Raw genomic sequence first — 24,365 nt, forward strand, 5'->3', positions numbered from 1 at the left:
TAAATCATTGGCTGCTCGTAATACGAAATCATATTTGATATTAGAAATATTATTAATCTCTGTTCCATCTACATTTATAATAATATCTCCGGGTTCTATTTGTTGTTCAGTAGCCCAATCTTTGTAATATGAATCTACCACTAACCATTCTCCATTTTCTTCCTTAAGCTCGATATTTATAAAAGGCTTGCTATAAGTTACATATAATAAGTAAAAACCCATTATTAAATAAATACCTATAGCAAGCCAAAACCACATACTTTTAATATTACTTAATACCAAAGGCGATTTTCAACACACAGCTCTTCATCAAAAGAATCCAGAATTGCCTTTTGTTCAATTTCTGTAACACCAAGTAGAGAAGCCTTTTTTTCTTTTAATAAAGTTACCATCGACGGATTTTGCTCTAAATATTGGATCGTATTAATCATAAAATCTCCTCATTTCATTAGTTTTTTTATAGCTACACTTTCTGGAATACCTCTTTTGCCAATCATTTACCAAGGAATTAATAACCATAAATGTAACTATACCCCCATTATACTATCTCTTTACGTTTAATCAACAATATTTTCTACAATTCGCTAAATAAACGATAGATTATGTATCATTTTCACAAATTGTACTAATTTTCCGAATATTTTGTTTTAACACTATTTTAACCTTCCATAACTTGATATCATTTCAAAATAAAAAAGCGTATTCCTTCTACTCTTTTAAAGTTGGAATAAGCCTATGTTTTTATAATTTATCTTTATTAAAAGGAACTACTTTTAGTACTTGTCCAATTTCCCCCAATGATTCAATTTGCCTTATGGCTTTATAGTAAGGGTATTCTTTAACAAGTTCACAAGGAGGGTCATAATAGCTAAAGCGATTATAGTATAATACAGTTTCTAAATAATGGTATCGAACCAGGAATCTAAATGGAATAAAATCCTGCTCTCCGATTAGTTCTCTAACCTTTCCATACATATCCAGCTCCATTGACCATACAAGCTTGCCTTGACTGTCATAGGCAAGCTTGGAACACCTAGATAGTTTGCATTAAAGTCGACAACTAGGGTATTGCATATCAATTTATTTTACAATGGAGATTTTTTCAGGGTTACGTATTGGAATTTTAATTTTAATACCCTTTGTACTTGTTACTTGAATAGAATCATTTTCTAATTTTGCTTTTATAAAAGGATTACTATTATCTAAAAATAAGAACCAAATTAATTTTCCTGTTTTATCATTCAATTGAACAATACCGTCTCCTCCTGAACTACCTTCTCCAATGCTTACAGTAAAATCATCTGTTCCATACTTTTTCAATATATCAAAATGACATACGGAATCTCCATCATTGTACTTGAAAAAACTTTCAATTGTCGATTTGCATAACACTCTTATCCATTCGTTGTTATTATCTAAAACTAGTATATCTTCATTAGAAAAGAAAAAAGCATTAATTAATGGACACTCAAAATTTTCAATCAACTTATTTATACTCATAAAATCTCCTTTATTTACAAGGAACTATAGGTTTCTCTTTCAATCCTTTATCAGGAACAACTCCACCTGCTTTTTTGTTCCTTATGTCGTTAAACCGTTCTTTGGATTTCCGTCCCCAAGTCTTCCCTGTTGTAGAATCAGGATGTATGTCTTCTGCTTTTACAACATTAACTTAAAGTTTTTCTATTCCTGCATTTTGAGCAGAGAGTAATCTTCTATTGTCGTAAGATACCAGTTGTCCATCACCTTTGATGGTATTGACCTTGGAAACGAAATGGAATAAAGTCTACTGAGAATTCTTCTTTACAAGTATAGCCACCTATTTTTTCATTATCTGTGAATTCTTTTACTCTTCCATATATATCAAGTTCTGCTGACCATATCAGTGAACCACACTCATCATAAGCACTTACAGGTGTGCCTAGATGGTCGGTTATAATTACTGTAACTACCTTCACTTGTTAGTTTGGCTGTTGGGATAAAGGTGTCTGCATCAAATATCCATGTTGTCAGCTCTTCTTTCGTCGGTTAGGACGGGTTACTCTCTTTTGTTATGTTCCATTCGTTCAAGATAGTGTTGCCATCCCATAGAAAATTTGTTGCTTTGCCTTCACTTACTTTGGCTACTCGTCGTCCGAGCGGGTCATACATAAAGTGAACTTCTTTTAAAATAGATTTATCCTGTGAAAAACTTATAGCTTTAGACATCATGCCATTTCCGTTATATTCGTACTTCCACGTATAACCATTCTTCTCAATCTTCTGAATGAGATTCCCTTCATCATCATAAGAGAAGGTTGCCTCTTTTGTTTCAAGTAATCTGCTTCCGGCACCATAGATACGATCTGACTTTTCTTTCGTTTCATACAAATTCCCGACATCATCAACACTGCGGTGTAAGAAATCAAATTGACGACTGTCTTGATTTGCCCACACTAGGTTACTAAATTCATCATAACCATAGGTAACTTTTACACCTGTTAACTCGTTTACCACGCTTCGTAAGCGATGATTAACATCCCAATTATACATGCGTCTTCGTATATCGCGGTTTTGGCTACTTATTCGATGTTGTGTTGGTCTACCTGCTACATCATACTGCCATTTGCTGATGACATCTCCTGGTAAGATTCTCTCAATCTCTTGGCCGAGTTCATTGTACTGCATTGATACTATAAAAAAAGAGTAGCAGTAAATTCCAAAAGGATTTATGCTACTCTTTTGATTCAGTGTTATAAGAATAACCACCGAATAATCTTTTCTTATGTAAGAAAAACACTTAATTAATTAAGTGTTTTTCATCTCATTAAGAGTCACATCTATTTTGATCACATGTTCATTCATATTCACATTCTCAACTAACAAACCTTTTTTGCCATAAACAAACATCTCTCCGATGCCACCAAATAAATTGAGCTAATGACATTTTCTAAACTGTAATATTGATACGTTATCCACCGCTCACCTGACGAAATTACGCTAAACCAATCCTACCTGACTTCGCTCATACGTTCTTGTCATCTCATCATTAATGATATTCCCTTTCTTATCACATTCAAACATAAACGGTCTAATCCAAAAACTCTGGTCTTAGGCGACTACCCTCTTTTGCAAAGAGTAATCCTTTTAGTTTATTCTTTCTATACCCTTCAACAAAAGTCTCCGATACTACTATCATCGAGGGTCTTATGCTCATACGATAAATATGTTCTTGACCAAGTTTTTGATAATTAAAGTATATGCTTGTTATTCGACCAATTTTTTTAGGATCATTTGCAGTCATATCGTACTCCGAATTCTGTTCATCAAAACAATCAGAAACAGCCAATATATTCAGCGCAAAGAAATCTGTGTTCATCTCACCTTTTTCGTCCACAATAACAGCTGGAAAAAATTCACATGAGTTGTTAGCAATTTCCTCTAAAAAATTCTTCATTTTTAAGCTTATTAAAGGCGCTCCAACTGATGGTAACACGTCGTACTTGTTAACATATTTATCAAGTTTATCAACTTTGTAATAAACACTTTCTAAGCTATAAGATGATACTCTTGATTCTAAATCATATGATGTCACCTGATTCTTTTCATCATCTTGGTAAAAATAAACATCCCTTTTATAAAACTCCACTAATCTATAATACTTCATTCGCACCACTATCCTTTACAATGTACTTTAATTTTTCCATTCCTCAAGTCTTTTCTAGTGTCTCTAATTAACTTTTCAACTTCATCTCTACATTGCTGTTGATTCCAATTTTTAGCAGCTTTCCCTTCTTTAGTAATTCTGTTCAATTCTTCTTTCATAAGTCTATTATAATCAGCATGATAAGAGTTATATCCATCATGTATAGACCGAGTAGGATGATATTGTCTATCTATAGGCAAATAAATCAAATTCTTTATATCATTAATGCTCATACCAGATTTCACTATAGCTTCATGTTTTCTTAATAATTTTGGAATCATGTGGTTCAATTTATATATTTTGGGTTTTGGCACATTTCCGTAATTCCAACCCCTTTTTGGCATTTTTTACCAAATGCTAATCCAAAAGGATCTATCTCAATAGTTGGATTATATACATAACCATAAAGCGTAGGATTTCCACCCGCAAGTCCAATCGGATCTATTTGGGTATAATTTCCTTGTTCTGGATCGTAGTATCGGAATCGATTATAAATCAATCCTATTTCTACATCTTCGTACTGCCCTTGATAACGGAATGGAATAAAGTCTTTATCACCTGTGAACTCTTTCACTCGCCCATAAATATCAAGTTCTGCTGACCAAATCTTATTACCTTGTTCATCATAGGCTTCTACAGGCGTTCCAAGATAATCACTAATAATACTGTAGTTACCTTCATTTGTGATTTTAGCAGAAGGGATGAAACCATCATTAAATACCCATGTAACTAGATTATCTGGTGATTTACTTCGTGAAGAACACTCCTCAAGGTTTCCAAATTTATCTGAATCTTCCTCCGTGAAATACTCATGGAGAATCGTATTCCCATCCCAGACGAAACTTGTTGTTTTCTCGTCAGAACACTTCCCTATTCGTCTTCCTAGCGAGTCATACTTGAAAGTAACTTCTGTACTATCTGTTTTAATGACCTTCGACTGTCATTTCTTTTTTGTTTCATACAAATTCCCGACATCATCGACACTACGGTGTAAGAAGTCGAATTGACCGCCTTGATTAGACCAGACGAGGTTACTGAATTCATCGTAACCATAGGTAACTTTTACACCTGTTAACTCGTTTACCTTACTTCGTAATCGATGATTGACATCCCAATTATACGCTCGTCTTCGTGTATCGCGGTTTTGACTACTTATTCGATAGTGTGTCGGTCTACCCGTTGCATCATACTGCCATTTGCTAATGACATCTCCGGGTAAGATTCTCTCAATCTCTTGACCGAGTTCATTGTACTGCATGGATGCTGTCCAAACTTCTTGCTCTGAGCGAGAAGCCGTAATTTGCGACACATTGCCCATTTTATTGCGAGCAACATCAATTTTTGCACCTAAGCTACTCGTAATCTGTGAACGACTGCCAAATTCATCATAACTTCTTGCAAACCAATTGCCTTCTTTCTCTAAGCGAGAGGCTGTGATTTGCAACACATTTCCCATTTCATTACGAGCGATATTAATTTTTGCACCTAGGCCACTTGTAATCTAGGAACGGTTAGCTAAAATGGCTATTCATTTTTCAAGCACCTAAAATATCCTTCCACTATGTATGGGGCAACACCATGTCATTTCAATATCTGTTTCTAATAATTATCCATAAACAATTTAATATCAAGGCTTCAGCAGCTTTGGTTTCTAGTGTCTAAAAATAACTGTCCTAGTTGAACTATAGTAAATAAATGGATAGGTAATTAATTCTATTTATAATAAAAACATATGTAAAGGAAGAGATTCCGTCCTCTACATATGTTTATTAATTCAATGATTAATGTAAATATTTTCCACATCTATAATTCTTTTATTATTCACCTGTACGGGCCTCAATGATAGATAAAACCTCTGTAGCTGAATCATAATGACCCGGCGATTCTTCTTTTAACTGTTTAATAATGTTAATAACTAACTTTTGCAAATGAGAATCTGTATTAGAAACTAAGGTTGCATAAACCTTTCTGCCTTTTTCTTCGTTTAAAATTCTTGCATGTATCCATTCTACCCATTGTTGAGCATGTGGAAGCATTTTGGGAAGCATTTCAATAAATATATTAAATCCTTTTTCATCTCCAAACATTATTCTGCTATGTTCTACTGTATGCAATAAATTCATTCCATATTCTGGAAGTTCGAATCTATCGTCAAAAGCCAAATACAGTGCCCGTATATATTCACTATTATTTGATTTAATTATTTCTGACAGTAATTGCTCAAACTCTTCAATTTCCATATCAGGATCAATTAACTTACCATTTATTATTTTTTCTATCTTCATGTCTAACTCCATTTTTCATATCATCCTTTACATTTTGTAGGTTTTCTAAACATTTCTTTATTAAGGACTTTGTTAAGTGTAATTGTATTTTGCAATCCTCTTCTAATTTCAGGCGTGTATTTCCCACCTTCTTGATAAATTCTTCGCGCATCTCTAATATCATGTGCTAATGCATCTCTAGGAGACAATGAAAGATATGTTTGATTAAAAGGTGATTTTTTTCTCTCTCCATAAGTTGCTGTTGCCCTATGTCTCCCACCTACACCAGGACTTGGTTGTTCCATATTCATAGTCACACCGTTAGCATGTAATACTCCATTTTGAGACATATATAAAGCTGATGGCATATGGTGTGGTGTTAAATTATCCTTTGGTACTCCTTCTTTTATCAAGTATTCATAGGTTCCAACTTTTCCTTCCCCAGGTATAAGTGGATTATTTACTACTCTAAGTCCATATATGTCTACTTGATTATTTGTATTACTAACGTAAGCATACAGTGTCGGATTATCACCTGCTAAACCAATAGGATCGAGCTGTGTATAAATCGCCTCATTTGGTGAGTAATACCTGAACCTATTGTAATAAAGACCTGTTTCCTCATCTAAATACTGTCCCTGATACCTGAACGGAATGAAATCCTGCTCACCTTTAAACTCATTCACTCGCCCATAGATATCAAGCTTAGCTGACCAAACCCTATTACCTTGCCTATCATAGGCTTCTACAGGCGTTCCTAGATAGTCACTTATAATACTGTAATTACCTTCGTTCGTGATTTTAGCAGAAGGTACGAACACATCATTAAATACCCATGTGACTAGATTATCTGGTATTTCAGACTTATTCTCTGAAGAATACTCAACTGGATTTTCAAATACATCTGAATTGTTCTGCGAGAAATACTCATGTAGTATAGTATTCCCATCCCAAACGAAACTTGTTGTTTTCTCGTCAGAACACTTCTCTATTCGTCTACCCAGCGAATCATACTTGAAAGTAACTTCTGTCTTATCTGGTCGGATGACCTTCGCCATCATACCATTGCCATTATATTCGTACTTCCACGTATCACCATTCTTATCAACCTTCTGAACAAGGTTACCTTCATCATCATAAGAGAATGTAGCCTCTTTCGTTTCAAGTAATCTACTTCCGGCACCATAAACACGATCTGTCTTTTCTTTCGTTTCATACAAATTCCCGACATCATCGACACTCCGGTGTAAGAAATCAAATTGACCGCCTTGATTGGACCAGACGAGGTTACTAAATTCATCGTAACCATAGGTAACTTTTACACCTGTTAACTCGTTTACCATGCTTCGTAATTGATGATTGACATCCCAATTATACACTCGTCTTCGTGTATCGCGATTTTGACTACTTATTCGATGATGTATTGGTCTACCTACTACATCATACTGCCATTTGCTGATGACATCCCCTGGTAAGATTCTCTCAATCTCTTGGCCGAGTTCATTGTACTGCATGGATGCTGTCCAATGTTCTTGCTCTGAGCGAGAGGCTGTGATGTGTGACACATTTCCCATTTCATTACGAGCAACATCGATTTTTGCGCCTAAGCTACTTGTAATCTGTGAGCGGTTGCCTAATTCATCATAGCTACTCGCAATCCAATCGTCGTTCTGCCACTCCTTGATTACTTGTCCAGATTGGTCTCGCTCAAACTTTACAGTCACATGTTCATTTTCAGTCTCAATTAACGAACCATTTTTGTTATAGCCAAACGTTTCCCAAGTGTCATCGTAATAATCAGCACGTATTATATTTCCTAGGCCGTCATGCTGATACGCTGTCCAACGATTACCTGGACGTTGAATCCTTTGAACCAATCCTGCTGGACTTCGCTCATACGTTCTTTCAACCTCATCAAAGCCAATTTCCTTGATGATATTCCCTTTCGCATCACGTTCAAACTGATACGTTTCGCCTCTTTCGTTGATGACAGCGTTTAACTGCTCTTCTGTATCATAGGTGAAATTGACTTTCTTCCCACCTTGTTCTCGGGATATCAAACTGCCAAGAATGGTGTAATCAAAGGCTACTGCGTATGGTTATCTTTAGCAAAAAAGATCTCTTCAACATTACCATCTGATAGATTTGCACATGTAAGACGAAACAGTACTACTCACCTGATGAATAGGTTATACACTAAATACAGAAAAAAACAATTCCATTTCTAACGCAAAAAATATGTAAAGAAAGGGCTTAAAAGGCCCCTCTTTACATATTTTTGTGAGTAATGCGAGATAGATAATAATTAATCTCCCATCCCCTCTTTTATTCTATTTTGAAATACCATTCTAAAAATACATTGAAGTCTTTCCATTGTGGTTTTAGTTTACCTTCTAAAAAATTAATCAATTTTTCACCTATTTCGAGTTCAAGAATTTCTCCAGTTTCTCTATTATAAAAGAACCCTCCTTCTGCCTCAAAATCATCTAATGGAATATACTCTTTTGGTAATTTTAGTATATTCCACGTCATATTTATGTTACTTTCATAGTCAGAATACACTGAAGCCCAACAAATATTGTTTAATTCAAATAAACGACCTTTATAAGAGGGATCTGTTGAATGTGTAAAAAAGTCAAATATAGGCAAATCCTTCCTGATATTTAAATCTTCAAGAACTTTAATAAACTTTTTCTTATCATTAAAATCTTCTTCAGTATACCAATCTTTGTTTTTAAGCCAAACTTTTATTTTTTCTGTCAGCATTGGACCCTTCTCCTTTAAATAACGAATTAAATGTGATCTTAACGACATGGTACTTTCATATTTCTAGAATTAATCTCTGCTTTTGCCCTGTCCATCCAGTAAGCTTCTCTATCAAGACCAAACAGTTCCCTATTTACAGGATAATCAGGATGTGCATTTGGTAGGTGTGGGTGTAAGGCGTTACTACCATAAAACTTTTGATGAGTAGAGCTTGTTAATTCAAACAAAGCCCCAAGACCATTTTGTTTCGAGTGATGTAAGTTTATTTTTGAATACTTCCCATCTTTTACTATAAACGGTGCATGTCCTCTTAGTGCTCTATCTAAATTAGTCTCTGTACCTCCTCCTTTTGTATTTATTGGTAAATCCCAATCAATTTTTTGTTGATAAACTGTGTAATTATAACCAGTTCCATGATTAGGAGCTTGCCAAGTAACCCCACTAAATATACTTAACCCAAAGATATCAAACAAAATATTTGGATCTTGCACATACCCATATAAAGTAGGATTTCCTCCAGCAAGTCCAACCGGGTCAATTTGAGTATAGTTCCCTTGTTCAGGGTCATAGTATCGGAATCGATTATAATGCAATCCTATTTCTACATCTTCATACTGCCCTTGATAACGGAATGGAATAAAATCTCTTTCACCTGTAAATTCTTTCATTCTACCATAAATATCAAGTTCGGCTAACCAGACCCTATTACCTTGTTCATCATAGGCTTCTACAGGCGTTCCTAGATAGTCACTAATAATACTGTAATTACCTTCATTCGTGATTTTAGCTGAAGGTACGAACCCATCATTAAATACCCATGTGACTAGATTATCTGGTATTTCAGAATTATTCTTTGAAGAGCTCTCAACTAGATTTTTAAATTTATCTGAATCATTCTGCGAGAAATACTCGTGTAGGATATTATTCCCATCCCAAATAAAACTTGTCATCTTTTCTTCTGAACACTTCTCTATTCGTCTACCTAGCGAATCATACTTGAAAGTAACTTCTGTCTTATCTGGTCTAACTACCTTCGCCATCATGCCATTTCCGTTATATTCGTACTTCCACGTATCACCATTCTTTTCGACTTTTTGAACCAGATTACCTTCCTCATCATAAGAGAATGTTGCCTCTTCCGTTTCAAGTAATCTGCTTCCGGCGCCATAAACACGATCTGTCTTTTCTTTTGTTTCATACAAATTCCCGACATCGTCAACACTGCGGTGTAAGAAATCAAATTGACCGCCTTGATTGGACCAAACGAGGTTACTGAATTCATCGTAACCATAAGTAACTTTTACACCGGTTAACTCGTTCATCATGCTTCGTAATCGATGGTTGACGTCCCAATTATATACTCGTCTTCGTGTATCGCGGTTTTGACTACTTATTCGATGGTGTGTTGGTCTACCTGCTACATCATACTGCCATTTACTGTTGACATCCCCTGGTAAGATTCTCTCGATTTCTTGACCGAGTTCATTGTAATACATTGATGCTATCCACTGTTCTTGCTCTAAACGAGAAGCCGTGATTTGTGACACATTGCCCATTTCATTACGAGCGACATTGATTTTTGCACCTAAGCTACTCGTAATTTGTGAACGATTGCCAAATTCATCATAGCTACTCGCAATCCAATGGTCATTCTGCCATTCCTTGATCACTTGTCCAGATAGGTCTCGCTCTATCTTTACGGTCACATGCTCATTTTCAGTCTCAATTAACGAACCATTTTTGTCATAGCTAAACGTTTCCCAAGTGTCATCATAATAATCGGCTCGAATGACATTTCCTAAATTGTCATGTTGATATGCTGTCCAACGATCACCAGGTCGTTGAATCCTCTGAACCAATCCTGCCAGACTTCGCTCATACGTTCTTTCCATCTCATCAAAGCCAATTTCCTTAATGATATTGCCTTTCATATCGCGTTCAAACTGATACGTTTCGCCTCTTTCGTTGATCACAGCGTTTAACTGCTCTTCTGTATCATAGGTGAATTTGACTTTCTTCCCACCTTGTTCTCGGGATATTAAACTGCCTAGAATGGTGTAATCAAAGGCTACTTGCGTATGGTTATCTTTCGCAAAAACGACATCATCGTAGGCATTGTACTTCAATTGAATGTCGTTACCATCTGAAAGTTTTACCCGTAAAAGACGATTCAAATTATCATAACGGAATTTCTCTGTGACCCCTAGTGGATTGGTCGCTGTTGTACAATTACCGCGACGGTCATATTTCCAGGTCGAACTCGTCCCGTCAGGCAACGTCACTCGACTTAAGTTTAAATCAGCATCATAAGCTAAGCTTACCACATGGCCTTGTGCATTTGTTACCGTTTCTATTAAACATTTATCATTATAAGAAAATTCCGTCTTTGTGCCATTTTCTAAAATATTTGCCTGTAATGTGCTATCTTCATTATAAATCCACCGACGACTTCCGCCCTCTGCGTTAACTGCCTGAATTATCCTATCCTTCTCATCATACTGATAGGATAATGTACTACGATCTGCAAGAGTAATCGTCATTGGATTTGCCCACTCATCATAGCTATATGACATGACACGATCATCTTCATCTACTGTTTGCAGTAATTCAAAGTCCTCATTATATTCATAGCTTACTTCACCACCATCTGGGTAAACAATTTTCTTACAGAGGTTATCTTCGCTAAAATAGTAATAACTCTTATGGCCTAAGCTATTCGTAATTTCATTATAGCCATCATGATACGAAAGCTCCCCTGCAAGAACATTGCCATCTCCCCATGTTTTGATGACTCGTGCACCTGTAGTTGGTCCATCGTAGCGCCAGAAGAAGCTATTTTTATTGCGATCCGTTTTTTGCACCATTAAGTGATTAACATATACTATATGTGTACTTTGCCCTAATGCATCTTGGATTTCGATTAAATCTTGACCATCATTGTAATCATAGCGAACTAAGACTTCACGACTCATCTGGTTACTTAAGGCGACTTCTGTCATTCTACCTACCTCATTGGTCGTAACTTCGAGCACTCTTCCAACGCTGTCGGTTACTTGAGATAAGAAGCCTTTAAGGCTATAACCAAATTGAATATGATGGGCTTGCTCATTTCTTACTTCTTTTAATCGGTATTTCGTCTCTGTTGTTTGTTCAAATACATAAATCAATCGTGTATCATGCTCAAATAAATGATACTCCTCGCCTGTATTTGTTAAAGTCATTCTTTCTCGTTTGTTAAAATACGGCAAGTTTATTGGTAAAATTGGAAACCCGACTGCGCGACCATCCGTCACAACAATCCCAATCAGGTCTTCTTCTTCAAAAATCTCTAAGGCTAGATCGTATGTAAAGTGCATACCATGACCTGTTAAGCCAATCCGACTACTATCACTGTACCAAGCGCGTTCCCATGAGAGGGGGATAGGTCCAGGTAGTTCAAAGTCGACGCCTTCATAAATCATACGCCCTGTAATTAAATCAACGGGTTCAAAACCTCTTTTACAGAATTTTTTACTTAACCCTTGTGTACAATTAAATTTCTTTAATACCCCATGATTAAATTTCGTTAGCCCTGCTTTGGCCATAGCTTTCATTCCGTCTACTGCCTTCGACGCAGCGAGCAATTCATCCATCGACGAAATGACTTTATCTGCGGCCGTCTTCACAGCCTTAGATGCTTTGTTAGCTAGTTCCGCTAGTCCCTTTACTGCATCTAAGGTTTTAGATACTTTCGGATAAGCTGCCTTCATCCCTTTTGCTAAAGCTTTTGAAGCATCTATTGCCTTATCAGCACCTTTTGCAGCATCAGCAGCTTTATCTAAGAGTTTTGCCCCTTTTTTGACCTTGTAAGCTCCCTTGGCGGCATCACCAACTACTGGAATCGCACCTACTAAGTTCATGGCTGCATCCATGTAATTCCCTCTTGCCAAGCTAATTCCTGCATTCGCAATATCTGCAAATGTACCTATAACAGGAATAAATCCAGCAACATCCAATGCTGCACTTACGCCATCTACTAATTTACTGAACCAGCCTTTTTTCTCTTTCTTCTCTTCTGCCTTTTGCGGGAAGATTAAGTCAACTTTCGTCGTAGCTTCGATTGCTTCTTCATTTAATTTTGGTGGCTGGCTTTGCTTCTCTATACCTTCTTGATCAATGAGCGTACTAATTAATTGTGTGTCAGCGGCCATAATCACATGACTTTGTTCCTTCGCTGATATCGCAATCCATTCTTCCGCTTCTACGGCTAGCTCTTTCATCCCACTTATTTCAAGTGTTTCATCAGCCGCTAGCATGATGGTACTGTTACTTTGAAATGTTACGCCATCTCCATCATCCATTTTTAAGTCCAAGACACCATCTACTGCACTAAAGGTAATATCACCAACACCTAATGTCACATCTTTCCCAACATTGGTCGCCAATGATTTAACGGTAGTGTCCGCCATTTTCTTCGTCTGCTTTTGCCCGCCCTCTGGTGTGGCTGGATTAACACGCACCGAGCTGATAACGATGGCTTCTTCTTCAACTGCACTTGGAAAATGCAATTGGGCACGTGCACCTGTTTGAGGCATTAAATACATAACACCATTGGCATCTGCTGAATAAGCAAACCAATGTGCTTTTCCTTGATCCTGGCTTTTATCTATATCTAAATGAATTTTAACGGTGTTTTGGGTAACATCAATGATTTTCCCTGTAAATGCTGCACCAATGAGGTCTAAATTGCGTGCTAATCGCTGACGAATACTTTTCTCTGGTTGAGCAGTATATTGAAACTTCAGCACACCATCATCTAGATCGGTTTCCCTAGCCGTTACGATATAGGAACTTCCCTTGAATTGTACCAACATGCCCAACTCATGGGCCTCTGTGCTCTCAAACTCACAAAAAGTATAATCGGCTTCACTCACATCCGTACCATCGTTTTCAGTTATTAACCGATACGCATCGACGTCCATCCGTACTATAGAAGGCAGATGATCGATCGTTATGCTTTTTCTACTTTGAGGTGTACCAAGCCAAAATCGAGCACCCTTTCCTTTTAAATCAGGAAAAACAACGGCGTGCAAACGGGAGGCCATTCTTTTAATGAATTCCCAATCTGTTTCTAAGTATTGAATCGCAATACTACCAATAGCTTGACCGTTAGAAGCTTGGTCGATGTAATCCCCATTAGGATAGGCGCTTACGATGTTTTTTATTAACTGCACGTACGTCATATTCACATCTTGAAAAGAACGTGAGCGCTTTGCAATATCCATATTTGCTGTATATGATACAGCCTCAACGGAAACATAGTGCACCCCTTGTGATGCCTGCAACTCCGCATTTTCAATTCTTCCTGAGAACAAAATGGCGCTGTCTCGCCCAAATTTCACAACAACTTCATCTGTTTGATTAACCCGCTGAATATACTTTTGCGCTTGCTCTTCAGCAATCATTCCCGTAAAGTACAACCTCGCATGGTCATTGGCCTTATGTTTGATAGTTAGTTTATCTAAATGTATAAGTGGATAAGGCCATTCGAGCACAAGATCCTCATACGTACTAACCGTGTGTACTTCCTTTTCTTCTAGCGATTTCATTACTTACCTCCTTTCAATCAACCTCGTCTTTTAAAAGCCTTGTTTCGGTATTTCTACTTCCTCTTGACCGTCATGAATAATTTCGATTTTGCCTCCACCTGCTGAGCACTGAGTATGGCAGCGGCTTAATAACGCTTGCTTCCCCTCGATATTGACATTTTCCATTCCCTCCATCCAATCAATGGAACATGTTGGTGTACATGGCTTTTGCAACTGTAAACAAACACCAAAGGTTGGAATGTTGTCAGGGTTTCGATCCCCTACATTCATTACGGCTTTCTCTTTAATATAAACGCCATGGTCTTGCGGCAAATTTAAATAATTGAGATGGCTACCATGCTCACAGGAAATGATTGCTCCATGTACGACATAACTAAATTGCTCCTGTTCTGAACCTTCTGTTTCCAAACTTTCTACAACTTGAGCCATTAACTATCCTTCCTTTCGTATCGCTTGAACACTGTTTCAAACTACGACAGTGTTTTGGAATGATTTATTAGAATGATCTATCGTCCTTGTAGTTTTACTCGCTGCAACTGAATCCCGAGATATGGTCGTCGTAGCATACTTTCTGCCACGTCTAAATTGACGATGGTGAACGATTCCTTTTTGCCGTCGACTTGAAAAATACAATCCAGTTCCACTTTCTTCGGGTCAATTACGAGCTCCTTTATTTGTCCGTCTGGATAATAAGCCGTCTCATCGGAAATACAGTTCTTCTTTACGATGTCCATAAGCCAATGCACACGCTGTGTTCCTTTCTTCACATCTGTAAAGACAATGGCTGTAAATTCTAAGTTATCCTCATATTTCACCAATAACCCTTTTAAATCATCCGACACGATTCTTCGAGGCTTCTCTAAATAATCGAGATATACCGCGTTCTCTTTTTCTATTACTTCCCCGAATACAGATGAACAGACAAAGTTATCATCGAGGTCTGTTTTGAAAGGAATAATTGGATTTGTAATGCTTTGATCTTGCCGAACAATAAAATACTCCATCTTTTCCTCCTGTAACTATCATTTCTGTTGATTTTTAATGAATCCACTGAATGTCTTTTATCTGGTCTGGGCTAAATAGACACTTCTCTTGATCGCGTTTAAAAAAGGTAGCTCCTTTTAAATTAGCACCTGTAAAATTAGCGCCTGTAATCTGCGCAAACTCAAATTTTGCATTTTCCAAATTCGCATGACTGAAATCAGTACCTAGGTAACACGCAACTTCGTCATCGGGAAGCATCAGCGTTTTTCCTTGTGCATGTGTAAAATTAGCGCCTGCTAAATTGGCATTTCGAAAATCTGCATCTTGAATGGCTGCATATGAAAAATCAACATTCGCTAAGCGACAATCTACAAAACTAGTACCGACGCAAACACTTTGTTTCATTGAAGCCCCTTCTAAGTCACTGCCATTGAAATTCGCATAAGAAAAGTCCATTTGGTCGAAAAGTTTTTGCTGTAACTGTAGGCTTGAGAAATTTTCAAACGTATAGGATTTATCCATCTCGTTTTTCCCTAACCACGAGAGAAGATTTTGTTCCACCCGTTCCCGTTCGTCCAGCATCGCAACATCTTCACTAAATCCTTTATATTCACCGACACGAAATCGTAAACACGCTGCTCGTTGGAAATCTATTTCGGGTACGCTTTCTTGTTGATAGCGGAAAAGATAGCGAACCAATTGAATAATATACTGATGAAACAGAATCACAGTTTGTTGAATAATTCCTCGAACGTCAGCCGCTTGGATAGCGAGATATGGCTTTCTTTCTTTTTCAAGTGTTTTGTGTAAATCTATAATCGCCTCACTAAGCCATTCCGCTTCATACTGTGCCGTGCATTCTCCCCAGTCGTAGTACCATTTTTCTCCATACGCTTCTAGCAAATACGTACACTTGTTATCTAGTAACGATGTTCGTAACAATGAAAAATGAATAAAGGCAACTGGTGCCAACTTCCCTTGCTCCTGCTGATTTCCAATATTTGCAAACAATTGTTCAAGCGAGTGAATGATTGGTTTTAGTAAGACTTCCTTCTCTTGGCGAAACTGTCGATCAACCTTCTCTTGTAATCGGCTGACATGAACTGACACGCATTCATCCATAAAATGCTGTAATGCTTCTTCTCGTTTCATGCGTCCACATCCTCATTAATTTGCTCGTACTTCTGTTCCTTTAATCTCCATTTTGTCTTCCATCTTGATTGAACTGTCTTTACAAGTCATCTCTATTTTCTCGGTCGCATTAATCATAATTTGCTTCGCATTGATGGCGACTTTATCTGTTGCTTGCAAGGTAATATTTTTATCACTTATGATGGAGATCCCATTATCATCCATAAGCGAAATCATTAATCCTCCACCAGATATGACAATCCGATCCGGTGCAAGTAGAATTTGTTTACCGTGCTTCGTTCTGAGTGTTTTGACATCTGGATCGGCCATCCGCGCTGGGTCTTGGCGACTATCCTCTGGTGGTGCAGGTCTTGACCCGCCGCCACCTCCACCACTAGCACTGGCACCTCCACCACCGCTTGGACTAGGCGGATTCGTCGCTGCTAACATCGAACCAGATTGTGGTGGTGCTTTTGATACGGAACTAATCGCAATCCCTTCATCCTCACGATTGCCTGGGAAATAGATTCTAACGTTATCAGATAGCTCCGGCATGAAGTACCATCCTGTATTATCTTCTGATGCATAGATCGTTGAATATGGAAACCAATAAGCTGTGTCTTTTTCTTGACCCTCATCGAAATCAACATGAATACGAATTTTGTCCCCCGCAACATCAATTACTTTCCCTTGAATGGAGGCACCAATAATAGCTTGATTATAAGTAGTGTGGACACTGAAGCCGTTCTGAGGTGTTAACGTATAAATATGCTTGAACAAGCCATCTTTTAAAGTTGAGTAGATTTTATAGACATACAATTTTTTTGATTGGAATGTAACTTCATTGCCAATTTTGAATGATTGGAACGATTCTACTTCATAGTACATGTAGTCACTATCAGTAATACCGTCTAGATGATTTTTACTGGACACTAGGAAATTACCAATCGCCTTTTTAACTCGATAATTGATGGCCTCCATTTTCTGCGTGCCCCCGGCTTGAAACGGTACGCCGAAGTAAAACTTTGCGGCTGGGTGAACCGTATCTGGCACCAGACCTGTATGGAATCTTGATGCCATTCGTTTAAGAAACTCCCAATCTGTCTCTATATATTGCATCGTAAAGCGCCCAATAGTAGAGCCCTTTGAGGCATAATCCATGAAATCTGCACCTTTTTGATCAGCAATACATGCATTAATTAATTCACTATAGGGCATACTCGCATTTTGATAAGTTTGATTTTTCTTCTTCACATCCAACAAATACGTATGCGAAACTGCTTTAACCTCCAAATAATAGGTGCCCAAAACTGATTTTACTTGTACATCTAATGCCAGCCCATTAAAGATCGGAATAGTTTGTCCACCACTGCCGATTTGCACGACTTCAATAGCCGTTTCTGCATCCGTCATATATACATAGGAATCTTCGAATTCATCTGGAATCACACCCGTTAAATGCAATGTAGCATGCTCATTCATTTGTTGCGTAATTTCGATTTGATCGACGCGAATATTATAGGGCATCACGATGATATCTTTATACGTCAAGGCCGTTTCCTTACTCATTCGACAACACCTTCCCCATCTAATAATTTGTTTTCAACAACGATAGATTCCATCATGCCGTAAGCAATGGGCTTCCAAATATCCATCTCTTTTTTCAAACAATTAACCGAGCCCATCGTCACATTCTCGCCTACTATAAACAAAAACATTAAATTATAAATCTTGTTATCTAGTGCTGGCGAAATGAAGTCAAAGTAACCAATTTGTAGACCGTTAACTTCAATCATGGCGGTATCCAACATTTTTGTAGTTGGCTGCGTTTTTTGAAGGATATTCCTCATGGCTTCTGTGAAGTCTTCTAATTCCTCTTCTTTTACCTGTTGTTCCATGATTTTCAGCGTGACATTGATGGACGTACTTTCGCTTGTATAAATATAATCGGGTCTACGACTGGATGGATATTTAATATCCATTAATTCAGGCTCCATCACGTCAAAGGTTGCAGGCATACACATCCGGATTTGATCCTCATAAAAACTCATTTCTTTAAACTCAATCGTTTCATCTTCAATCATGAGCTGACCATCTTTAATCGCTTTCACAATATCAGTATTTAATAATTGGTTTTCGATGTTCTCCATTCGTTTCTTCTGCCTTGCATGTTTCGTCATCTCGATTACTTCTTCATCCATGAAATTCATTTTTTTCGCTCCTTTGTTTCGATTCTTTTTTCTCTATCTCATAGCCTTGTCATTTTTTGCTTTCCTATTAAGGCTAACTCAGCTGACATGATCGAAAATAGCTTCGGCATACGAAACGAAATCTTTCCTTCCATGACATGCTGAATCAATGACCGGTATTTCCTGCTCATCTATATTACAAAGTCCTAGGGAATGCTCCTCATACGATGTTTATCTTTCTTATAAAGCCGCTTCCTTTTGAGCTATTTCACGTTGTCCGTTCTTGAACATTTCTTCATCAGTAGACTATCAGCTAGTCAACAATCATGCGCTTTGGTCGCCCTTGACTGTGACCTGTCATACGACCACCTCGTTTTGATTCCAATAAAATACGGTTCAAGTATTTATGAATTTGACTATTAGAAAATGTTTGGTAGTCTAGCTCTAGTCGATTGCAAATATAAAAATCGATTGCATCTCGTTGAACCCGTTCCTGATTTATGCACTCTAAAGCAAAAGCTATATCGTACGGATTCGCTGGGCGATTTTTTAACAGCTCTCGTGCAAAATAATGCAAAATGATTGGATGGTAAGTGCTTTTTTGAAAACCTGCATACTGGCTGTGAAGATAATTTACCGTATTGTATTCAGTCGCAATATCGGAAAAATCAATATACTCCGAACGAAGTTTTGCACCCGATTTTAATTTAAAGCGCGCCAACTCTAGCTCATTATTCGCAAGCTCTAATGAATCATCTAGGACTATTTCTGTTGTGAAATTTCTAAAATCTAATTCATTCACTTCTTCAGCAAATCGTACTTTTAGAATCGTTTCGCTTCCTGTTGCCTCATAAGGAAGCTCGTAGCTACTATGTAGCATATAGAGCTTTCCGTTATGCTTAATAATGCCTTTCGCTATTATGAGGCTTTTATCTGCTACGATAATATTGGCACCAGCAATAATGCCATTAGAATAATCTTGGAAATATAAATCTAAAAATTCTCTTGGGAAATCTCGCAAATTTTCTAGCATTTCTCGCTTTAAAATGCGGCCCTTTTGAAAATGTGGAAATTGATTGGCAAACAAGCTGTCACCCACCTCTTTTCTTGTTTTTCACTGTTTACTTTAATCCATCAAAGAAATCCAGCTCAGACAAATCGGTTTCAAAGGCAAAGAATTCCTTGCTTCCGATAAACAACTGTTCGTCTTTTCTCGCTACTGGAACTACATGGAAGCCCCAATTATCTTCGCCTGCAAAGACAAAGAACTTCACTTCTCCATTCGTGATGGAATCCGTCTCGTCTTGCGGAATTTTATCTTGATAGTGCATGGCAATATTCTCATAAAGAACAGGTGCATAATCTTCCTGACGATTTAAGTAAGTGTATTTAAACGATGAGTGATCGTCGTTGCCTGTGAGGAAGAACTCCACCTCTTTTACTCCCCATGGACGAGAAATCGTACCGTGAATTTGATTCAATCTTTCTAAGCTACTAATCAGTAATTTTTCCTGACGATTATGTGTAAAGGCACTGACAGCATAAGGGACAACTGGTGCATGGTTCGTCACTTCTGTTTCAATCATCCCGATTTTCTTGGCATTTAAATAACGAAGCGCTCCCCTTAAACAAGCAAGCTTTAACTCTGGAACTTTACCGATATTTTCAGCCTTTTGTCTAAACTCAATGCTGCGTCCTGGTACAAATTCCTTTAAAGCCTCGCGAAATGCGTCTATTTTACAGGATTGTCCCGTCAACTTAATGATGGAATAGTCACTCAGTATGCCACTCTCATAAAACTCCTCTAAAAACTCTCGCACGATATCATAAATATCTGCCTTTATGAGATGATTGATTTCTTTAATGTTGAAAAAGACGTTTGGGAAGTCATAAACTTCTTTAAATTGATTGTTTTCTACCAACGACAGGCACCAGCGATCTACTGCTGTGACATTTAAATCACTATCGTGCTGCATATCGTTATCCGCATAGAAACGACTTCTTAATATACCTGTTTTGCGGAAAAATTCCTTCTTCATCTCTTCTGCCATTTCCCATAAGAAATAGTAATTATTGCGTACACGTAGGTATTCATCACGTGTGCGATTTTCATATTCCTTAAAGCGTGTAGGGATAATGTATTCGGCATCTACAAAGGCTTTTTCGAATTGCTCGTACACCGCTTCTACGCCATGATCGTCTACATATCGATAAATATCCTTACCAGGAATATCGATTAATGCATCGATATCATAATCATTTTTTCCTCGACTATAATAGTTGGCAAAAACGATTTTCATAAACTGGAAAATACGATACGTAATATTGTTGCCCCCAAAATTCGTATCTCCATTTTCATAGGTAGTATGAATATCAATTTTGTAAGAAATATGGCCGTCCTCTATGCGAAACTTACAAGAAGAAAGGTCTGTTGTTCCGCCTCCACAATCGATCACAAGTGCTTTATATTCCTTGCCATCGAGAAAACTATCATTCTCTATTTGATTGGCGATTGTATTATAAAGAACCGACATCCCTTCATCGAGAGCATGCTCAGTTTCGATTTGGTATTCAGGTAAAATCGCACGAAACATATCTAAAAATTGTGTTTTCAGTTTAACGGGACTGGAAATATGTAAATGCTTGAAACGACATTTAAATTGATGCTCCGCCATTCGAATAATATAAAGCATAAACTCTCTTAAAATTTGGCTTCGTGGAACAAGTGCAGTATTCCCGTTAGCATCCATCACCTCTTCCAGCTTGGCATAGTTACTAACCCATCGCTTAATACCTTGGAATTTCGTAGCCAATGATGTATAGCTATTTTTCTTCATCATTTTTAACGCTTCATAGCCGTAGTGATAGTTTACTTGGTCTGCATTTGAGCAATCTGCGACAGTCATGACCGTCGGCACTACTTCGATCCATTCGTTTTGATGAAGTGGGTCTGGAAATTGCACAAAATTGATGCTATTTAGCTGAATTCTGTCATTTAATAAATCATGACTACAAGGAGAGGACACATAATCACTCTCTAAATAAACTCCAGCCGTTGTATTTGTTGTACCAAAGTCAATCGCAAGAATGGCATTCGTTGTTTCCAGCTGTTTCATCTCTAAATCTGGTATTGGAACTTTATAATAATGAAGATTTGTTGGCGGAAGTGGGGTCTCCTGATAATACGTCTTATAGATATACTCAGAATCTTGCTTTCTTAAAAAAATAAAGCTGTAGTTTTTATTGTTTGTCTTCCGAATTCCAATTGCTTGGTCAGCAGCGAAATAGTATTGATTTGGGACTTCGTCATCTTTAAGGATATTAAGAATGCCGCAAAGTTCCAGCTGCTCATTGACTAGCAGTACGTTAGATTCAACAAGAAAACCGCCTGTTTCCAAGAAATACTGATCGGGTTTATCAATCTTCATTCCGCTATATAAGCTCATTTTGGCAGGAATTTTAATGTCACCATTGTCAGACATCGGTGTTTTTAAATACTCTTGCATAGCCGCTTCTACTCGTTCAAAGCCCCCATCCTTTTTTTCTCTAATAAGAGGGTTTTCTTCAGAGCCACGGTATCTTAAAATTTTGTCGATTAACTCGTCTCTTGTCAGTGTATTAATAAGCCCAGTCACAAGCTTTTCCTTATAGCAAATATTTCTAAGCTGGAAGGTTGTCATTTCCATTAGTTCTACTCGTGTATAGGTCATATATTTCTTTTCTGTATTACGCTTATTGGCATACAGTTTATATGAATATTTAGTTGTCATTGGAATCCCTCCTCTTCCCCTATTTAGTAAAGAGCTATTCGATCTAGCTTCATCGTTTCCTCAGCATCAATAATGCCAAAATGATATTGCCAATAAACCTCCATATGAAAGCCTATTGGCAGAAAAATTTCTTGTACAAGCTGTACCTTTCGCTCATTCTGTTCTGTCTGCTTTTGACGGATGTATAAAAGCAGCTCATCCTGGTCCTCCGATTTTACATAAATCATGCAATTTTTAAAGAGCCTTTTCAGCGTATCCTTTAATAAGTAAATCTCTTCACCAGTCCTGTACAGTCTTATCATATTGAGTGCAACTATTTCTTGCTCCTTTTTCGTAAAGGCATGAATATTGTCCCGCACCAATTTACCAAATACATCGGCCTCGATTTCCCGTAAGATAAAGCGAATATAGAACTCTCTCTTATTCATGCCCTGCATACGATCAATTTCAGCTAAGAAATGCAATCCTGTATCTAAAAGATAATCCCTAAACTCTATATCTGAATTATTATCAGGATGGAAAAGACCATTAAAAATTCCGTAATAGCGATAATACGGATTTACTTCAACGTGCTGGTCAACATACTGTGTATTTAATAGTTGTGGACTTAGTTCCATATAAGGTGAATAGGCTTCGGCAAGGTGAAAATAAATATCCTTTTTAGAAAGTCCTTCATCCTCAGCTTTAATGAGCAAATCCCAAATATAGTTCATAGCCACACACCTACACATTCATATTCGAAGAAATGTCGTTGCACTTCTGATACGAGGAAGCTTAAAATATCGTTTGCGATAAAGTTTCTCTCCTCTTTCGCCTTAAACTTTAATAGCATCGTTTTTCTATGATTATTTTCTCCTATCATTTCCGTTAAGAACGTGTTCGCGGAGTGCGTAAAGCTTGTTCCCGAGAAAGATTCCACTATTTCGACATCTACAAGCTCAAATTGATTAGCTGCCTCAAAGGAGTTAATCATACGAGTAATTTCACCCTTCGTTTTAACAGTAGCCGTATATTTGTTAGCGAATTTGTGTATAAAATGCTCGATTCTTCGATTTGATACAAGCTCGTAATTTAATTTCCCGATCTTCTCATCTTCCATCTTTGCAATTTTGATAAGCTGCCATACCCCTGACTTATCCTGGGGTGAAACAATGGTTAATTCATTGTCTGAGCGTTTAACGTAACGAACATTATCCTCTTCGGCCTCAACAAGATAGCCATGCTCGTTTCCGATTTTACGTACGGAAAGTACATGTTCAAAATTCACCTTATCGATAGCAGGGACGGGAAACCCGACATTTTTGACCTCATGGCGTTCAATATTCCATAGCGGAACGATATTTAGGCGTTTTTTGTCCTCATACTCTTCTAAATCAACGATTATTTCAGTAATTTCAGCATTCTCATCTAAAGATGGGCAATCTACTAAATTGACATTAAAAAATTTATAGACGAATGGATGATTAATAGTTTTCCATGGTAAGCCGTTTATTTGGAAGAGCGGATATAGCTTGTTTATCTCTTGTAAATAGTCCAGATTTTGAGTAAGGCTGACTTTAATCTCTACTTGTCCTTCTGTCGTTACTAGCCTTCCATTAAAGCGTCGCTGCTCAGCAAGTAACTGTTGAATTTGCATGGAATCACACGCTAAAAATAAGGTGAACAGCACTGCAGGTTCATTGTTTTTAAATGATTCAAGCAGTTTTTTTTTATTGATTGATTTACTTTCTAAATCAGCTGGTCGCATCGGGAATAAGCATTCATGAATAGGGTCAACATCCTCCCTAGAACTTAACGTCACATAAATATCAAACCTATTCTCAGCATCATCTATTTCATTGAATACGCGGTCTTCAAGCCTTTTGTTCATTTCATCCTGATAGTCGATTAAATTTACAAAAACGCCACTTACAATATCCTTTAGCAGTTGACGTTGCTCTAAATCCTCTATTTTGCGTAACCGTTCAATCATGAGCTCTTTTATCAAT

At 37.5% G+C, this 24,365-nt stretch carries 22 protein-coding genes; all 22 read right to left on the minus strand.

Annotated features, from left to right (window positions below; translation table 11 throughout):
- Positions 1 to 272 precede the first annotated feature (272 nt).
- Positions 273 to 431 (minus strand): competence pheromone ComX, encoded by a 159-nt coding sequence (gene comX, locus AC3WSK_RS08780; RefSeq protein ID WP_079562919.1) that lies wholly within the window; start codon positions 429 to 431, stop codon positions 273 to 275.
- Between the two features lie 310 nt (positions 432 to 741).
- A complete protein-coding gene (locus tag AC3WSK_RS08785) occupies positions 742 to 975 on the minus strand; it encodes a hypothetical protein (RefSeq protein ID WP_492412017.1) in 234 nt (77 codons plus the stop codon).
- 105 nt (positions 976 to 1,080) lie between these two features.
- The gene (locus AC3WSK_RS08790; protein WP_492412015.1) at positions 1,081 to 1,500 is read right to left on the minus strand and encodes a hypothetical protein; all 420 of its coding nucleotides are present in this window, start codon (positions 1,498 to 1,500) and stop codon (positions 1,081 to 1,083) included.
- Between the two features lie 242 nt (positions 1,501 to 1,742).
- Positions 1,743 to 1,958: an RHS domain-containing protein gene (locus tag AC3WSK_RS08795; RefSeq protein ID WP_492412013.1), complete on the minus strand. Its 216-nt coding sequence runs from the start codon at positions 1,956 to 1,958 to the stop codon at positions 1,743 to 1,745.
- A 70-nt stretch (positions 1,959 to 2,028) separates the two neighbouring features.
- A complete protein-coding gene (locus AC3WSK_RS08800; RefSeq protein WP_492412011.1) occupies positions 2,029 to 2,667 on the minus strand; it encodes an RHS repeat domain-containing protein in 639 nt (212 codons plus the stop codon).
- A 403-nt stretch (positions 2,668 to 3,070) separates the two neighbouring features.
- Positions 3,071 to 3,646 (minus strand): imm11 family protein, encoded by a 576-nt coding sequence (locus AC3WSK_RS08805; RefSeq protein WP_400963020.1) that lies wholly within the window; start codon positions 3,644 to 3,646, stop codon positions 3,071 to 3,073.
- An 8-nt stretch (positions 3,647 to 3,654) separates the two neighbouring features.
- Positions 3,655 to 3,966 carry an AHH domain-containing protein gene (locus tag AC3WSK_RS08810; protein WP_492412009.1) on the minus strand — a complete coding sequence of 104 codons (312 nt, stop codon included), beginning with the start codon at positions 3,964 to 3,966 and terminating at the stop codon, positions 3,655 to 3,657.
- A 5-nt stretch (positions 3,967 to 3,971) separates the two neighbouring features.
- On the minus strand, positions 3,972 to 4,613 hold the full coding sequence (locus tag AC3WSK_RS08815; protein WP_492412275.1) for an RHS repeat domain-containing protein: 642 nt from the start codon (positions 4,611 to 4,613) through the stop codon (positions 3,972 to 3,974).
- Between the two features lie 12 nt (positions 4,614 to 4,625).
- Entirely contained in the window at positions 4,626 to 5,129 is a 504-nt protein-coding gene (locus AC3WSK_RS08820) for a hypothetical protein (protein ID WP_492412007.1), read from the minus strand.
- Between the two features lie 373 nt (positions 5,130 to 5,502).
- Positions 5,503 to 5,982, minus strand: coding sequence for an Imm30 family immunity protein (locus AC3WSK_RS08825; protein WP_492412005.1), 480 nt, complete (start codon positions 5,980 to 5,982; stop codon positions 5,503 to 5,505).
- Between the two features lie 8 nt (positions 5,983 to 5,990).
- Positions 5,991 to 8,009: an RHS repeat domain-containing protein gene (locus AC3WSK_RS08830; RefSeq protein WP_492412003.1), complete on the minus strand. Its 2,019-nt coding sequence runs from the start codon at positions 8,007 to 8,009 to the stop codon at positions 5,991 to 5,993.
- 265 nt (positions 8,010 to 8,274) lie between these two features.
- Complete coding sequence (locus AC3WSK_RS08835; protein ID WP_427484101.1) at positions 8,275 to 8,715, minus strand: hypothetical protein; 441 nt, start codon at positions 8,713 to 8,715, stop codon at positions 8,275 to 8,277.
- A 38-nt stretch (positions 8,716 to 8,753) separates the two neighbouring features.
- The gene (locus AC3WSK_RS08840; protein WP_492412001.1) at positions 8,754 to 14,303 is read right to left on the minus strand and encodes a DUF6531 domain-containing protein; all 5,550 of its coding nucleotides are present in this window, start codon (positions 14,301 to 14,303) and stop codon (positions 8,754 to 8,756) included.
- 30 nt (positions 14,304 to 14,333) lie between these two features.
- Positions 14,334 to 14,732 (minus strand): DUF4280 domain-containing protein, encoded by a 399-nt coding sequence (locus tag AC3WSK_RS08845; protein ID WP_053596527.1) that lies wholly within the window; start codon positions 14,730 to 14,732, stop codon positions 14,334 to 14,336.
- A gap of 77 nt (positions 14,733 to 14,809) precedes the next feature.
- Complete coding sequence (locus AC3WSK_RS08850) at positions 14,810 to 15,307, minus strand: hypothetical protein (RefSeq protein WP_053596528.1); 498 nt, start codon at positions 15,305 to 15,307, stop codon at positions 14,810 to 14,812.
- 34 nt (positions 15,308 to 15,341) lie between these two features.
- Complete coding sequence (locus tag AC3WSK_RS08855) at positions 15,342 to 16,439, minus strand: pentapeptide repeat-containing protein (RefSeq protein ID WP_492411998.1); 1,098 nt, start codon at positions 16,437 to 16,439, stop codon at positions 15,342 to 15,344.
- 15 nt (positions 16,440 to 16,454) lie between these two features.
- Positions 16,455 to 17,987: a phage baseplate assembly protein V gene (locus tag AC3WSK_RS08860; RefSeq protein ID WP_492411996.1), complete on the minus strand. Its 1,533-nt coding sequence runs from the start codon at positions 17,985 to 17,987 to the stop codon at positions 16,455 to 16,457.
- Positions 17,984 to 18,628 (minus strand): hypothetical protein, encoded by a 645-nt coding sequence (locus tag AC3WSK_RS08865; RefSeq protein ID WP_492411994.1) that lies wholly within the window; start codon positions 18,626 to 18,628, stop codon positions 17,984 to 17,986. The genes AC3WSK_RS08860 and AC3WSK_RS08865 overlap by 4 nt, the downstream gene beginning before the upstream one ends.
- Positions 18,629 to 18,920: 292 nt before the next feature.
- On the minus strand, positions 18,921 to 19,694 hold the full coding sequence (locus tag AC3WSK_RS08870) for a DNA and RNA helicase (protein ID WP_492411992.1): 774 nt from the start codon (positions 19,692 to 19,694) through the stop codon (positions 18,921 to 18,923).
- A gap of 34 nt (positions 19,695 to 19,728) precedes the next feature.
- Positions 19,729 to 22,377, minus strand: a complete 2,649-nt coding sequence (locus tag AC3WSK_RS08875) for a molecular chaperone (RefSeq protein WP_492411990.1) — start codon at positions 22,375 to 22,377, stop codon at positions 19,729 to 19,731.
- Positions 22,378 to 22,400: 23 nt separating this feature from the next.
- On the minus strand, positions 22,401 to 23,096 hold the full coding sequence (locus tag AC3WSK_RS08880) for an iron-dependent peroxidase (protein WP_427484093.1): 696 nt from the start codon (positions 23,094 to 23,096) through the stop codon (positions 22,401 to 22,403).
- Positions 23,087 to 24,364: a normocyte-binding protein gene (locus AC3WSK_RS08885; RefSeq protein WP_427484092.1), complete on the minus strand. Its 1,278-nt coding sequence runs from the start codon at positions 24,362 to 24,364 to the stop codon at positions 23,087 to 23,089. Before AC3WSK_RS08885 ends, AC3WSK_RS08880 begins: the two co-directional genes overlap by 10 nt.
- Position 24,365 lies beyond the last annotated feature (1 nt).

The sequence above is a fragment of the Lysinibacillus sp. EB271-A1-10B genome (assembly GCF_058791335.1).

Excerpts from the sequence above, each read along its gene's own strand:
- comX (WP_079562919.1), bottom strand. The coding sequence starts at position 431 with ATGATTAATACGATCCAATATTTAGAGCAAAATCCGTCGATGGTAACT.
- AC3WSK_RS08785 (WP_492412017.1), bottom strand. The coding sequence starts at position 975 with ATGTATGGAAAGGTTAGAGAACTAATCGGAGAGCAGGATTTTATTCCA.
- AC3WSK_RS08790 (WP_492412015.1), bottom strand. The coding sequence starts at position 1,500 with ATGAGTATAAATAAGTTGATTGAAAATTTTGAGTGTCCATTAATTAAT.
- AC3WSK_RS08800 (WP_492412011.1), bottom strand. The coding sequence starts at position 2,667 with ATGCAGTACAATGAACTCGGCCAAGAGATTGAGAGAATCTTACCAGGA.
- AC3WSK_RS08805 (WP_400963020.1), bottom strand. The coding sequence starts at position 3,646 with ATGAAGTATTATAGATTAGTGGAGTTTTATAAAAGGGATGTTTATTTT.
- AC3WSK_RS08810 (WP_492412009.1), bottom strand. The coding sequence starts at position 3,966 with ATGATTCCAAAATTATTAAGAAAACATGAAGCTATAGTGAAATCTGGT.
- AC3WSK_RS08825 (WP_492412005.1), bottom strand. The coding sequence starts at position 5,982 with ATGGAGTTAGACATGAAGATAGAAAAAATAATAAATGGTAAGTTAATT.
- AC3WSK_RS08835 (WP_427484101.1), bottom strand. The coding sequence starts at position 8,715 with ATGCTGACAGAAAAAATAAAAGTTTGGCTTAAAAACAAAGATTGGTAT.
- AC3WSK_RS08840 (WP_492412001.1), bottom strand. The coding sequence starts at position 14,303 with ATGAAATCGCTAGAAGAAAAGGAAGTACACACGGTTAGTACGTATGAG.
- AC3WSK_RS08845 (WP_053596527.1), bottom strand. The coding sequence starts at position 14,732 with ATGGCTCAAGTTGTAGAAAGTTTGGAAACAGAAGGTTCAGAACAGGAG.
- AC3WSK_RS08850 (WP_053596528.1), bottom strand. The coding sequence starts at position 15,307 with ATGGAGTATTTTATTGTTCGGCAAGATCAAAGCATTACAAATCCAATT.
- AC3WSK_RS08855 (WP_492411998.1), bottom strand. The coding sequence starts at position 16,439 with ATGAAACGAGAAGAAGCATTACAGCATTTTATGGATGAATGCGTGTCA.
- AC3WSK_RS08860 (WP_492411996.1), bottom strand. The coding sequence starts at position 17,987 with ATGAGTAAGGAAACGGCCTTGACGTATAAAGATATCATCGTGATGCCC.
- AC3WSK_RS08865 (WP_492411994.1), bottom strand. The coding sequence starts at position 18,628 with ATGAATTTCATGGATGAAGAAGTAATCGAGATGACGAAACATGCAAGG.
- AC3WSK_RS08875 (WP_492411990.1), bottom strand. The coding sequence starts at position 22,377 with ATGACAACTAAATATTCATATAAACTGTATGCCAATAAGCGTAATACA.